Origin of the sequence: Mammaliicoccus sp. C-M13 (assembly GCF_022386845.1) — a bacterium.
Classification (GTDB): domain Bacteria; phylum Bacillota; class Bacilli; order Staphylococcales; family Staphylococcaceae; genus Mammaliicoccus; species Mammaliicoccus lentus.
This window is the reverse complement of record NZ_JAJNHQ010000001.1, coordinates 1-13,761: the sequence shown is the minus strand read 5'-3', so window position 1 is coordinate 13,761 and position 13,761 is coordinate 1. Positions and strand designations below refer to the sequence as shown.

Sequence of the window (13,761 nt, the reverse complement as noted above, 5' to 3'; positions counted from 1 at the left end):
TTTAATAAATATCACATTCTAGTAACATAAAACCAAAAATTACTTAACTTTAAATTACAATACAAAAAATATTAAATATTTTAAAAAGTATATTGAATATAATTATAGGATTGATATAATTATTAGCATAATAATAAAAACGGGGTTATAAAATGAAATTAAGAGTTATTAACAATGAGTTTATTTTGAGTGATGTTGAATATAAAAATATTTATGTTTATCATAAAAATAATAAACTCAATTTCAAAAAGGAAAATGACAAATTTATATTATCTTACAATGACTTACAAGAGTTTTTAACAGATCCCAATGAACAACTATTACTCTATAATGAAAACGATAAAATAATAAATATTGACATTGACCAAGAAGAAGTGAATTTTGGGAAGAATTCACTTCTAAAAAATGGTAAAAATAGATATTACATCTATATTAATTCTAGAAATAATTTATCTTTGATTTATAATAAGAAGCCCTCTTTAAATCACCTTTATAATAGAGATGCTGAGTATAAAGGGACAAAAGTTATTGGTGAAGAAATCCATTTATATTTTGAATTCGTCTCTAAATACTTCTTACCTACATCTATGTCATCTACAATTGTTATCAGAAAGACAAAAAAACAAATAAATATTCCAGTGGATAATTTCGACTGTTTTAAAGAAAGTAATAATAGATATAGAATTTATGCTACTATAATTTTGGATGTACAGAATATTACAAAATTATTAGGTGAAGATGCCGATATATTAAATTATGATTTTAATGTATATGATGTGTTCTTCAATTATAAAATAAATGAATTTCCTTTAACCAATTTGACTCCAAAGATAAAGTTTTTTGAAAAAGATAAACTTTATTATAATGATGAAAATTGGATAACATTTGATAATGATAATCAAATGTTAGTTAGATTCTATCGGACTTTTCATGGTTACTTATCATTTAAAATAACTATTTTACCAAAAGATACTTATTTGTATTATATAAATGAAATAAAAAAGAAAAATATAAAAAATAATAAAACTACTATAGTTTGTATAGAATATCCATCAAGTGCACAAGATAATGGCTTAGTGTTTTTTGAATATCTTATGAAGAATTACTCTAAAAAATATAATATCTACTATATAATTAATCAAAATAGTAGTGATTTAAAAAATTTAGAAAAATATAAAGATAATGTAGTGTATTATAAATCACCAGACAATTTAAAAGTATTATATGAAGCAGATGTTATATGTCATACTCATACTTCTTATTACACTTTACCTTTTAGAGCAAATGAGTTAGAGAGAGAATTATCAACTAAAAAGAGAGTATTTTTACAACACGGGATTATTGGTGTTAGGAATTTACGTGGAATGTATGCTAGAAAACCACATGAAAGATTTACTGATTTGTTTGTTGTATCTTCAGAGAGAGAAAAAAAAATAATTGTAAATGGTTATGGTTTTTCTAATGATGAAGCAATTCTAACGGGATTACCAAGATTTGATATGTTAATTAAAGAGAAAAGAAATATTATTAAAAAGTTGAAAAAAAAGAAGAGTATACTATTAATGCCCACTTGGCGCCCAGCACAAGATGTTTTATCTGACGATGATTTTATGAAAACTGACTTTTATAAAACATTTAATAACCTTATTAATAATAGTGATTTTAAAAAAATGGTGAATTCAAATAATTATATAGTTAATTTATTTTTACATCGTAATTTTCAAAAATACAATCATTTATTTAAATCTAATATAGTAAATACTTTAAGTAATGAAGAGCATGACATTAAAGATTTATTATATAATAGTAATGTTCTTGTCACTGACTATTCTAGTGTCGGACTTGATTTTGCAATTATGGGCAAAAAAGTATTATATTATCAGCCACCACAAATCATGGAAAAACAATTAAAATCTATTAATAATATTGAGTTACCAGGTAAAGTTGTTAAAAATGACCATGAACTTATTAATGAATTAAAAAATATTAAAGCAGATAGTGATTTAGATTTAGCACATTTGTATAAATTTAAAGATAAAAAAGCCTGCGATAGAATAATGAAACATATGATTAAACAATTTGGAATATAAAAATATAAGTTAATAATATACGAATTAAAAGTAAGAATTCTGTATTTTACTAAATTCTTACTTTTTAATTTTATGTTACATCTCTACAATTTTTTTGTTTATTTATACCCTTCTGGATACTTCTTATGAAATGCCCATGCTGTTTTTATAATTTCTTCTATATCTGTATATTTTGGTTTGAAGTTTAATTTTTCGACTGCTTTTTCTGTTGAAGCAATAAGTATACTTGGATCTCCTGCTCTTCTTTGTTCTACTTTGCATGGAATGTTATGACCTGTTACTTTTCTTGCTGCTTCAATAATTTCTAGAACGGAATACCCTTTTGAGCTACCTAAATTTATTGATTGGCTCTCGCCACCTTTATTTAAGTATTTCAACGCTTTTATATGTGCGTCCACCAAGTCTGATACGTGTAAGTAGTCTCTTATACATGTTCCGTCTTTTGTTGGGTAGTCATTTCCGTATATGGCAATTTCTTTTCTTTTTCCTAATGCTACTTCTAATATTATCGGTATTAAATGTGTTTCTGGGTTATGGTCTTCGCCTATTTTTGCGCCAGCTTTTGCACCGGCTACGTTAAAGTATCTTAATGCTATATACTTTAATCCATATGCTTTGTTTGCCCATTTAACCATCTTTTCCATTACTAATTTTGATTCACCGTATGGATTGGTTGGTTGTAATATCGTTTCTTCTTTAATAGGTACTTGCTCTACCTCGCCATACACTGCTGCAGTTGATGAAAATATTAATTTGTCGATTGAGTATTTTTTCATTGTTTCGAGTAAAACCTGCATACCATACATATTATTATTAAAATATTTAAGTGGCTTTTTCATAGATTCGCCAACTAGTGAGTATGCACAGAAGTGCATGACTGCATGAACTTTCTCGTTTTTTAATACATTTTCCATAAACGCTATATTTCTACAGTCCCCTTCATAAAATTTAGCTTTATGATGTATGGCTTCTTTATGTCCTGTTTCTAAATTATCGACTACTACTACATCAAACCCTTCCTCAATTAATTGATCTACTGCATGAGATCCAATATATCCTGCACCACCTAGAACTAAAACTTTCATTTTCCCTTCCTCTTTTACTTTTTAGTTATATTGTTTTGCAAGTTTATTTATATGTTCAATAACAATACTCAATTGTTCTTCTGTCATATTTGAGCCTGACGGAAGACAAACCCCTGTTTCAAATAGTTTTTTCGCATTATCTTCTTTTTCAATTATGTAGTCATACCCATCATACAATGGTTGCAAGTGCATCGGTTTCCACACGGGCCTCGCCTCAATATTATGTTGATGTAGGTATTCTATTAACGTTTTAGCACTAAATCCTGTCTTTTCTGAGTCTATCGTTAAGGCTGTTAGCCATCTATTAGATTTACTGTTCTCTAATTCTGGTTGGAATTGAAATCCTTCTATTTCATTTAATACGTCGTAATAAGTATCAAATATAGCTCTTCTTTGATTTACGCGTTCTTCTAAAACTTCCATTTGGCCTCTACCTATACCTGCTGAAATATTACTTAGTCGATAATTATAACCTAACTCACTATGTTGATAATGAATGGCTTTATCCCGTGCTTGAGTCGCTAAATATAATGCATGTTCTATACTCTCTCCATTGCTTGAGACAAGCATACCTCCACCGCTCGTCGTAATAATTTTATTCCCGTTGAATGAAAATATCGCGTAGTCTCCGAAGCTACCGCTTTTCTCACCTTTATATTCTGATCCTAACGACTCTGCTGCGTCTTCTATTAACTTTACGTTGTATTCTTCACACAACGCTTGAATTTCATCCATTTTGGCTGACTGTCCGTATAAATTCACAACTATAACAGCTTTAGGTCGTTTGCCTACCTCAGTATATTTTTCTAAAGCTTTGCGTAAAGCATGTGGCGACATATTCCACGTATCCATTTCAGAGTCGATAAATACTGGTGTCGCTTTTTGATATAAAATAGGATTAGAAGTTGCGCAAAATGTTAAAGAAGAACAAAGCACAATATCTCCTTCACTTACTCCACATTCTATTAATGCTAAATGTAAAGCGAATGTCCCGCTTCCAACTGCTAAAGCATGTTCTACTTGGACATAATTTTTAACAGTGTTCTCGAATTCAGTTACATTTTCTCCAAGCGGTGCAATCCAATTTTGTTTGAAAGCACTGTCTATATATTTTTGTTCATTTCCTCCCATATGAGGCGATGATAAATATATTGTTTGATTCATTCTACCTACCTCCTAATAGGCTTTGCAGGTGTCCCAACTACTATTTGATGATTTTCGACATGATTTACCACTGTAGCGCCAGCCCCTACAATTGCGTCGTCGCCAATTTTTAATGCTGGTAATACTGTAGCGCTAGCACCTATTTGTGATGCTTCTCCAACTTCTACGCCTCCTGTTAGCGTTGAATTCGGTGAGATATGGACATAGTCTTTAATGACGTTATCATGCTCGATGATGGATCCTGTATTGATAATGTTATGTTTACCAATTGATGTTTCTGCGTTTATAACACTATTTGCCATCACGACTGTCCCGTTCTCTATTTTCGCTGATGAACTAACAATCGCTGATGGATGTGTCAGAACAGGAAATTGTTCAATTGAAATTGCTAGTCTATTAAACAATCTCTTTCTTATATGATTATTACCTATAGCAATATGGAATAAATATTCCGCTTTATATAAATGAATATTTTTCAGATTATCGTATATTAAATTTTCTTCTTTGTGATATTCTGTTATGTCATCCGTTAAATAGCCTTTAAGCTCATATTCATTACTTAAATCAATTATTTCTTTAACTACTTTCGCCTGGCCGCCACTTCCTATTAACAGTATAGGTTTCATAGTGGATTACCTCTAAATTTCTCCATTGTTACATGGTTAGTAGCTGTAATATCTTTTCTTTTGATGACATTCATAATCGTCTTATATAAGATAAACATATCTAATTTAAATGATTGATTTTCCACATACCACACATCTAATTTGAATTTTTCTTCCCAAGATATAGTGTTACGGCCATTCACCTGTGCCCATCCTGTTATACCAGGTTTTACGAGATGTCGCTTTCTTTGTTCTTCTGTATATAACGGTAAGTAGTCCATCAAGAGTGGTCTTGGCCCTACTAGACTTAAATCACCTTTTAATACATTAATTAATTGTGGTAGTTCGTCTATACTCGTTTTACGAATGAAATCCCCTGTCTTTGTCATTCTATCTTTATCAGGTAATAGCTCACCATTTAGGTCTCTTTCATCTGTCATTGTTCTAAATTTTAAAATCTCAAATGGCTTTTCATCTTTACCTGGTCTCGTTTGCTTAAAAAATATAGGTTTGCCAATCTTTTTGTTGATTACTATTGCAGTTCCTAAAATAACAGGAGCTGAAACTATTAAAGCAGAGAATGAGACCGTTATATCTAATGTTCTTTTTAACATTGAATCACGCCTTTGTTTATTTTGATAATACTTTATCGTATATACATTTCATTTGTTCTAGCACAGTAGTTTCGGAATATCTTTCTTTAATTTGTTCATTATTCAAGCCCATATTATGACGTAAATTTTTGTTCTGAATTAACGTTATAAACTTATCTATTAATTCTTCGTCATTATCTAAGTCGATTGTGAAACCATTAATTCCATTTTGTACTAAATCCGTATTACCACGTATATAACTTACTATTAATGGCTTATGCAATGCCATGCCTTCTAATACACATCTCGGTAGTCCTTCTTGAGTTGATAATAAAGCAACGATGTCTGACTGATAGATTATTTCTTTAATATCTTGTCTATATCCTGCAAATATAACGCCTTCAAGGTTGTGATTCGCCACATATTCTTTATATACTTCTCCCATTTCCCCACTACCGATGAGCACTAACTTTGCACGTGGACATTTATACGTAATCTTTTTCCAATTTTTAAGTAAGTATAGCTGATTTTTTCTTTTACTCATTTCTGCCACGTAACTGATGATGATATCATTTGAATCTAAGCCTAATTCCTCTCTAATACTCGTATGATTATCAATATTAACAGCATTATATTCACTTAAATTAACACCGATACCATTAATGAAATGAACATTTTCTTTATTAAAAAATTGTTGTGCGCTCTAAAAGTTGATTTGTTGGATGTAGCTTTTTTGTATTTGAGTCATGCTATTGATAAATAAGGACGTATTTTCGTCATTATATTTCCATATATGCAAAATACAGGTCGATAAAATATAATTATCGAACCGCAAATACAAAAAAGCAGTAGAAATATGGTTTTGACCATGATTTTCTACTGCTTTTCATTTTCCTATATACTTATCTCCACTAAGATTTTATATAATCACATTATCTATCAATCGTGCTTGTGAGAATTTAACGGCTAATGATATGAAGATTTGTCCCTTAATGGTTTGTTGTTCTATGAGTTCGGGGTAGCTATATACTGCGACTTCTACTATCTCTCCGCTCACATTTTTTTCTAAATATGTTGTAATAGCTTCTATTAACACTTTGCTATTTCTTTCGCCTGCTTCATATAATTCTTTAGCTTTTTGTAAGCTTTTAGATAAATGTACCGCTTCTGTTCTTTCTTCTTCTGTTAAATATACATTTCTTGAGCTTTTGGCTAAACCGTCTTCTTCTCTGACTATATCAATAGGTACAATTTCTATATTATGATTAAAGTCTTGGACCATTTTTTCGATAATGGCTAATTGTTGTGCATCTTTTTTCCCGAAGTATGCTTTTGTTGGTTCTATTATATTAAATAATTTATTAACAACTGTTACTACACCGTCAAAATGTCCTGGTCGTTTCTTACCTTCCAACACAGTAGCTAAATATCCTACTGTAATAGACAAACTTAATTCTCCTGGATACATCTCTTCTACTGTTGGATGAAAGACATAATCTACACCTATTTGTTTCAGTTTATTTAAGTCTTCTTCAAAAGGTCTTGGATAATCGTCAAAGTCTTCGTTTGGCCCAAATTGTAATGGATTTACGAATATACTCACGACTGTTATGTCATTTTCTTGAATAGATTGTTTCATCATTTTTAAATGACCGTCATGTAAAGCACCCATCGTTGGTACAAGTCCAATAGTCTTATTTTGTACTTTATATTTTGAAGAAATATTCATCATTTCTTTTATATATTCAATTACTTGAGTCACTTACCTGTCTCTCCCATCACTTTCTTTTTATACGTAAATTCTTCTGAAGGGAAAGCGCCACTCTTAACTTCTTTATGATAATTATTCAACGCATCTACTCCAGTTGAAAAGTTTCCATATTGTTTAACGAACTTAGCAACATGTTCTGAACCGTAGTTTAATAAATCGTGATATACCAATACTTGGCCATCTGTTCCTTTACCTGCTCCGATACCGATGACAGGGATAGTCAGCTTTTCACTAATGACTTCTGCTAAGTCACTCGGTATTGCTTCTAATACAAGCATAACTGCTCCTGCAGCTTCTACTTCTTGTGCATGTTTAATTAACTGTTCTGCATCTTCTTTAGAACTTGCTTGTAACTTATATCCTGTTATGCCAACACTTTGTGGTGTTAATCCTAAATGGGAAACGACTGGTACGCCGATTTGCGTGCAACGTTCGATTAAATTTGTGTGCATGCCTTCTATTTTGACGGCATTCCCTTTTGTTTCTTTGTATAAATCAATAGCATTTTTGATATCTGTTGCATCGTCTATTCCGATAGCGCCAAATGGAACATCAACTACTACAAAAGTATTTGGTGCACCTCTTCTTACTGCCTTAGCATGATGAATCATATCGTCCATCGTTACTTCAACTGTACTATCGTATCCTAGTACAACCATGCCTAATGAATCACCGACTAATATCGTATCAATTTGTGCTGATTCTGCTTGCTTAGCACTTGGATAATCATACGCAGTAATCATTGAAATTTTTTCTGTTTGTTCTTTCATGACTAACAATTCTTTAATTGTTTTCATCCCGTACCACCCTTAAATTTTTGTTATTATATATATAATAACACCGAAAGGAAAATAATAAATGAAAAAGTTTGGAATAATTGGTCCAGGTGCAGTTGGTACAGCAATTGCTTTTGCCTTACGAGAAAACGCTCTTGATGTTACATTATTAGGCAGAGAAAATTCAGAAGTTCAATTTCAAGATTACAATGAGCAAGCAATTCATACATTGCCCGTAGCGTCACTTAAATCCTCAACAGAAACATTTGATATTTTATTTATAGCTGTTAAGACTACTCAACTCGATCAAATCACACCTCATTTAACAAATATCACACATGATAAAACAGTTATTATACTAACTCAGAACGGTTATGGTCAGCTTAAACAGATTAACCATTCTCATGTATATCAAGCGGTTGTTTACATTAGTGGTCAAAAAACAGATCAACAAGTTACCCATTTTAGAGATTGGACATTAAAGTTACCTATCAATAATGATACTTTGTTACTAAAGAGTTTAACTAAAGATAGCATTTTAAATATTGAATGTATCGAAGACTACTACGAACAAGTCTGGTATAAACTACTCGTCAATTTAGGTATTAACACTGTAACAGCTATAACTCGCCAAACAGCAAAAGTACTCAAATCAGATGGTATAGAAAATCTTTGTCGTAACCTTTTAATAGAAGGAAGACGAATTGCTTCTGCTGAAGGTATTCATTTTAACGAGCAATTAATTGACAGTATCATGAATATTTATGCAGGATACCCAGATGATATGGGTACAAGTATGTACTATGATGTCATCAATCATAAATCACTTGAAATTGAATATATTCAAGGTTATTTGCTAGAACAAAGTAAAAAACATCAACTTTCAACACCTCTAATAGAAAACTGTTATGCAATATTAAATACATTTCAGCCAGAAGTCTAAGCTGTTTTATTTTTCATTGACGGGGTATGTTAAATAATAACCATTAAATGAAAAGGTGATGATTTTTACATGAAAGATAAATTTGAAAAGAAACATGAAGAAATCGAAGGTTACACACAAGATGTACAACCAGGCGTTGAACATGAAATGGAACCGAAGCCTATTATAGAAGATGAAGATTATAAAGCTGGCGGCAAATTAAAAGGTAAAGTTGCTTTAGTGACCGGCGGAGATTCTGGCATTGGAGAAGCTACAGCTATTTTATTTGCTAAAGAAGGCGCTGATGTTGCGATATCTTATTATGACGAAGATACTGATGCGCAATACGCTATAAAAAGATTACAAGAAATCGGTGCGAAAGCTAAAGCTTATTCACACGATCTAAAAAAAGACAATCATGCAGAAGAATTAGTAAATAATGTGATACAAGACTTTGGCAAAATTAATATCCTCGTTAACAACGGTGGTATTCAATATCCACAAAATAATTTTGAGGATATTTCTAAATCACAATTACAAGAAACATTCGAAACAAACTTTTTCGGAATGTTCTATTTATCCCAGGCAGTCTTACCGCACCTTAATAAAGGCGATGCTATCGTTAATACAACGAGCGTAACAGCATATCGAGGTTCGGCTCACCTTATTGACTATTCAGCTACTAAAGGTGCTATCGTATCATTCACAAGATCGCTTGCAACTACACTAGCTGATAAGGGTATCCGAGTGAACGCTGTTGCACCTGGTCCGATATACACACCATTAATTCCAGCTACATTCGATGAAAGTAAAGTTGAGAATGCTGGATCTGATACGCCACTAGGTCGAAGAGGACAGCCAAGTGAAAACGCACCTGCCTATGTATATTTAGCATCATAAGATTCCACTTATGTAACAGGACAAGTAATTCATGTAAACGGTGGAGACTTCATGACAACTTAATAATTACACTGAATTTTTAAAAAATTTAAAGAAAAAAATTCTTTTTTCAAAGCGCTTATTTTAAATATGAAGAAACACGTCTTTATGTCTAAAAATTAAGCGCTTTCTTTATTGTTATTAATACTGGTTTGAGCATTTAATATCTTATAAAATTAATTAACTTTTTATGATTTTTGCACGTAAGAATTTAAGTTTAATACGTTATAAATTGTGCAATATCAATTTGACTATAAAATTTTACTGTGCTAGTGTAATATAAGTCGATTAAATAGATAAGGACTGGTTATTTTGAGCAATATACAAATCAAAGACGTTACAAAAGTTTTCGGCGATTACAATGACCAAGTTAAATCACTATTAAAGGAAAATAAGTCAAAAGACGAAATCCTTAAAGAAACTGGTTCTACTGTAGCCGTTAAAAACGCTAACTTTACTATTGAAGATGGTGAGGTATTCGTAGTCATGGGGCTTTCCGGGAGCGGTAAATCAACGCTAATTCGCTTGATTAACCGATTAATAGACCCAACTGATGGCGATATCTTAATCAATTCAAATAATATTTCTTCTCTTAACAAAGAAGATTTAAGAAACTTCAGAAGAGATAACTTAAGCATGGTATTCCAAAGCTTCGCATTATTCCCCTTCAAAACTGTTGTAGAGAATGTTGCTTTTGGTTTAGAAGTTAAAGATGTTCCGAAAAAAGAACGATTAACAAAAGCTGAAGAATCATTAAAATTGGTTGGACTTGATGGTTACAAAGACCAATATCCAAATCAATTATCTGGTGGTATGCAACAACGTGTTGGTTTAGCTAGAGCTTTAGCTAATGACACAGATATCCTATTAATGGATGAAGCTTTCTCAGCATTAGACCCATTAATTCGTAAAGAAATGCAGAATGAACTATTACAATTACAACAAGATATGAAAAAAACAATTGTTTTCATTACACACGACCTAGACGAAGCACTACATATCGGGGATCGTATCGCATTAATGAAAGATGGTGCTATCGCTCAGGTTGGTACACCAGAAGAAATCGTTATCAACCCTGGTAACGACTATGTTAAAGATTTCGTTAAAGACATCGATCGTTCTAAAGTATTAAAAGTTAAACATATTATGGATTCAGTAGAAAATGTTGAAATGACAGACGATAAGACTTTCATAGATGCAGAATCACTACTGTTTGAAACATTTCCACATTTCAGAACGGGAACACATGAACTTTGGATTAAAGAGAACGACAAAATTGTTGGTAAATTAAACTTCAAAGAAGTATTCGATGTGTTAGCTCAAGGGAATGAGGTGATGGATCATGCTTAATCTATTACCTATCTTACCTCTTGGTGAATGGGCAGATTCGTTTGTTGAATGGTTAACTGATACGTTTAGTTTTATTTTTGATCCTATTAAAACGTATTTAGGAAACTTCATGCAGTTCATCATTTCATTATTAGATTTGTTACATCCATTCGTATTTATCATCATTGTTATGATATTAGCTTACTTCATTATGAATAAGAAAATCGTCGCACCTATTCTTGTAGGTATCGGCTTGCTCTTTATTTATAACCAAGAATTATGGGATCAGTTACTGAATACAATGACGTTAGTTATTATCAGTAGTTTATTATCAGTTATTATTGGTGTTCCACTTGGTATTCTAATGTCTAGAAGTGATCGTTTCCAAGCAATTATGAAACCAATATTAGACTTTATGCAAACAATGCCTGCATTTGTTTATTTAATTCCAGCAGTAGCATTTTTCGGTATAGGTATGGTTCCAGGTGTATTCGCTTCTATTATTTTTGCGACACCACCTACTATCCGTTTAACAAACTTAGGTATTAGACAAATATCTGCAGAACTAATTGAAGCAAGTGACTCATTCGGTACGACTTCAATGCAAAAATTAATTAAGGTACAACTCCCTCTTGCTAAAGCATCAATCATGGCCGGTGTTAACCAAACTGTCATGTTAGCTTTATCAATGGTTGTTATAGCATCAATGATTGGGGCACCAGGTTTAGGTAGAGACGTATTAAGTTCTCTACAACGTGCAGAAGTAGGAACAGGATTTGTAGCAGGACTAAGTATCGTTATTCTTGCTATCATCATTGACCGCTTCACTCAATCATCTAAAAACAAATAAACTTAGGAGGATTCAGAATGAATAACAAATGGCGTGTACTCGTTCTTATGCTATCATTAGCACTTGTATTAGCGGCTTGCGGGAATGGCGGCTCAAGTGAAGATGGAGACTTAGGTAAAAAAGATATTAAATTATCTTACGTTGAGTGGGATTCAGAAGTTGCCTCAACACATGTAATACAAAAAGTTTTAGAAGATGAAGGTTATAACGTAGAAGCTACACCTTTAGATAACGCAGTAATGTGGGAATCTGTAGCATCAGGTGAAACTGACGCAACAGTTAGTGCGTGGTTACCAGGAACTCATGGTGATTTATACAAAAAACATAAAAAAGATCTTGATAACTTAGGTGCAAACCTTAAAGGAGCTAAAATTGGTTTAGTAGTTCCTGAAGACTTCGATGGTGATTCAATCGAAGACTTGAAAGATCAAGCTGGTAAGAAAATTGTAGGAATTGAACCAGGTGCTGGTGTTGTTAAAGCATCTGAAAAAGCAGTTAAAGATTACAACTTAGATGGATGGGAAGTTGAAACTTCATCTTCAGGTGCAATGGCTACTACATTAGGTCAAGCAATGAAGAAAAAAGACGACATTGTAGTTACTGGTTGGTCTCCACACTGGAAATTCCAAAAATATGATCTAAAATACTTGAAAGACCCTAAAGGTTCATTCGGTGAAGCAGAACATATTAATACAATAGCTCGTAAAGACTTGAAGAAAGATAGTCCAAAAGCTTATGAAATTTTAGACAACTTTAACTGGAAGACAAAAGACATGGAAGAAGTTATGTTAGACATCCAAGAAGGTACATCACCTAAAAAAGCAGCAGCTAAATGGGTAGATGACAACCAAGATAAAGTTAAAGAATGGACTAAAGATTCAGACTCAGATAAATAATAGAGCGCGTGGTATAAACCATTAACTCAAAATAAAGCTCCTAACCCCTAGTTTATTGAACTAACGGGTTAGGAGCTTTTATTTATATATGCTTCGGGTTATGTGTTGGATTAATGAAGTAGATAATCCAACAAGGGTGTGTCTATTTGGATTACATAAATTCTGGGGAATCAAATCCAAGTGATGTTATTAGTAAATACACTGATAATGGCGTTGATGTAGCATTTGAGGTAGCTGGTGTAGCGCCAACACTTAAATCTGCAATAGATGTTACTAAAGCAAGAGGTATTGTTGTTATAGTTTCTATATTCGGTCATCCTATTGAATGGAATCCAATGCAATTAACTAATACAGGTGTAAAACTTACTTCGACGATTGCTTATACACCTACTACATTTCAACAAACAATAGACTTAATTAACGAAGGTAATTTAAAAGTCAAAGACGTCGTTACTGATGAAATTGAGTTAAATGATATTGTAGAGTCAGGATTTGAACAACTTGTAAACGATAAATCACAAGCAAAAATTCTCGTTAAATTATAATAAAGGTTATAAAAACTAATGAAAGGAGAATCTTCAAATTAGAGATTCTCCTTTTATTAGTTTTCTTCCTGTGATTATTTGTTTTTACTACTTCATTTTTATTATGGTTCTGTTGCAAAGTTGAATTTATAGTATAATTTTAACAAAAAGGAGTCTTCTGTATGAACTATTTCAGATATAAACAATTTAACAAGGA

General features: G+C 32.0%; 12 protein-coding genes and 2 pseudogenes. 7 read left to right on the top strand and 7 right to left on the bottom strand.

The features are described from left to right. The first annotated feature begins 152 nt into the window (after positions 1-152). Positions 153-2,090: a CDP-glycerol glycerophosphotransferase family protein gene (locus LQ615_RS00070; RefSeq protein WP_070045306.1), complete on the top strand. Its 1,938-nt coding sequence runs from the start codon at positions 153-155 to the stop codon at positions 2,088-2,090. Between the two features lie 98 nt (positions 2,091-2,188). Here LQ615_RS00070 and galE read toward each other — a convergent pair whose 3' ends face one another. The 7 genes from galE to panB all read right to left on the bottom strand — a co-directional run bounded on the left by galE (position 2,189) and on the right by panB (position 8,105). Further along, entirely contained in the window at positions 2,189-3,175 is a 987-nt protein-coding gene (gene galE / locus LQ615_RS00065; protein WP_239704050.1) for a UDP-glucose 4-epimerase GalE, read from the bottom strand. Positions 3,176-3,196: 21 nt separating this feature from the next. Continuing rightward, positions 3,197-4,339: an aminotransferase class I/II-fold pyridoxal phosphate-dependent enzyme gene (locus LQ615_RS00060; protein WP_239704051.1), complete on the bottom strand. Its 1,143-nt coding sequence runs from the start codon at positions 4,337-4,339 to the stop codon at positions 3,197-3,199. 5 nt (positions 4,340-4,344) lie between these two features. Further along, on the bottom strand, positions 4,345-4,965 hold the full coding sequence (locus tag LQ615_RS00055; protein ID WP_239704052.1) for an acetyltransferase: 621 nt from the start codon (positions 4,963-4,965) through the stop codon (positions 4,345-4,347). Next, positions 4,962-5,558 carry a sugar transferase gene (locus LQ615_RS00050; protein WP_064211639.1) on the bottom strand — a complete coding sequence of 199 codons (597 nt, stop codon included), beginning with the start codon at positions 5,556-5,558 and terminating at the stop codon, positions 4,962-4,964. The genes LQ615_RS00055 and LQ615_RS00050 overlap by 4 nt, the downstream gene beginning before the upstream one ends. A 16-nt stretch (positions 5,559-5,574) precedes the next feature. Then, positions 5,575-6,138, bottom strand: coding sequence for a glycosyltransferase (locus tag LQ615_RS00045; RefSeq protein ID WP_345772856.1), 564 nt, complete (start codon positions 6,136-6,138; stop codon positions 5,575-5,577). 318 nt (positions 6,139-6,456) lie between these two features. Then, positions 6,457-7,299 (bottom strand): pantoate--beta-alanine ligase, encoded by an 843-nt coding sequence (gene panC, locus LQ615_RS00040; protein ID WP_064205271.1) that lies wholly within the window; start codon positions 7,297-7,299, stop codon positions 6,457-6,459. Next, positions 7,296-8,105, bottom strand: a complete 810-nt coding sequence (gene panB / locus LQ615_RS00035) for a 3-methyl-2-oxobutanoate hydroxymethyltransferase (RefSeq protein WP_218729845.1) — start codon at positions 8,103-8,105, stop codon at positions 7,296-7,298. Before panB ends, panC begins: the two co-directional genes overlap by 4 nt. Positions 8,106-8,166: 61 nt before the next feature. On the opposite strand from panB, the gene LQ615_RS00030 reads away from it, so the two are divergent. The 6 genes and pseudogenes from LQ615_RS00030 to LQ615_RS00005 form a co-directional block, all read left to right on the top strand. Continuing rightward, the gene (locus LQ615_RS00030; protein ID WP_064205269.1) at positions 8,167-9,027 is read left to right on the top strand and encodes an oxidoreductase; all 861 of its coding nucleotides are present in this window, start codon (positions 8,167-8,169) and stop codon (positions 9,025-9,027) included. A gap of 69 nt (positions 9,028-9,096) precedes the next feature. Continuing rightward, a pseudogene (locus LQ615_RS00025) lies at positions 9,097-9,969 on the top strand (SDR family oxidoreductase). A 288-nt stretch (positions 9,970-10,257) separates the two neighbouring features. Further along, positions 10,258-11,295: a quaternary amine ABC transporter ATP-binding protein gene (locus LQ615_RS00020; RefSeq protein ID WP_064205267.1), complete on the top strand. Its 1,038-nt coding sequence runs from the start codon at positions 10,258-10,260 to the stop codon at positions 11,293-11,295. Continuing rightward, a complete protein-coding gene (locus tag LQ615_RS00015; RefSeq protein WP_064205266.1) occupies positions 11,288-12,124 on the top strand; it encodes an ABC transporter permease in 837 nt (278 codons plus the stop codon). The genes LQ615_RS00020 and LQ615_RS00015 overlap by 8 nt, the downstream gene beginning before the upstream one ends. 17 nt (positions 12,125-12,141) lie before the next feature. Then, the gene (locus LQ615_RS00010) at positions 12,142-13,020 is read left to right on the top strand and encodes a glycine betaine ABC transporter substrate-binding protein (RefSeq protein WP_239704054.1); all 879 of its coding nucleotides are present in this window, start codon (positions 12,142-12,144) and stop codon (positions 13,018-13,020) included. Positions 13,021-13,175: 155 nt separating this feature from the next. Continuing rightward, a pseudogene (locus tag LQ615_RS00005) lies at positions 13,176-13,565 on the top strand (zinc-binding dehydrogenase); the annotation flags it as partial. Positions 13,566-13,761: the final 196 nt, after the last annotated feature.

Coding starts and splice junctions, on each gene's coding strand:
- galE (WP_239704050.1), bottom strand. CDS start 3,175: ATGAAAGTTTTAGTTCTAGGTGGTGCAGGATATATTGGATCTCATGCA.
- panB (WP_218729845.1), bottom strand. CDS start 8,105: ATGAAAACAATTAAAGAATTGTTAGTCATGAAAGAACAAACAGAAAAA.
- LQ615_RS00055 (WP_239704052.1), bottom strand. CDS start 4,965: ATGAAACCTATACTGTTAATAGGAAGTGGCGGCCAGGCGAAAGTAGTT.
- LQ615_RS00015 (WP_064205266.1), top strand. CDS start 11,288: ATGCTTAATCTATTACCTATCTTACCTCTTGGTGAATGGGCAGATTCG.
- LQ615_RS00050 (WP_064211639.1), bottom strand. CDS start 5,558: ATGTTAAAAAGAACATTAGATATAACGGTCTCATTCTCTGCTTTAATA.
- LQ615_RS00010 (WP_239704054.1), top strand. CDS start 12,142: ATGAATAACAAATGGCGTGTACTCGTTCTTATGCTATCATTAGCACTT.
- LQ615_RS00030 (WP_064205269.1), top strand. CDS start 8,167: ATGAAAAAGTTTGGAATAATTGGTCCAGGTGCAGTTGGTACAGCAATT.
- LQ615_RS00060 (WP_239704051.1), bottom strand. CDS start 4,339: ATGAATCAAACAATATATTTATCATCGCCTCATATGGGAGGAAATGAA.
- LQ615_RS00070 (WP_070045306.1), top strand. CDS start 153: ATGAAATTAAGAGTTATTAACAATGAGTTTATTTTGAGTGATGTTGAA.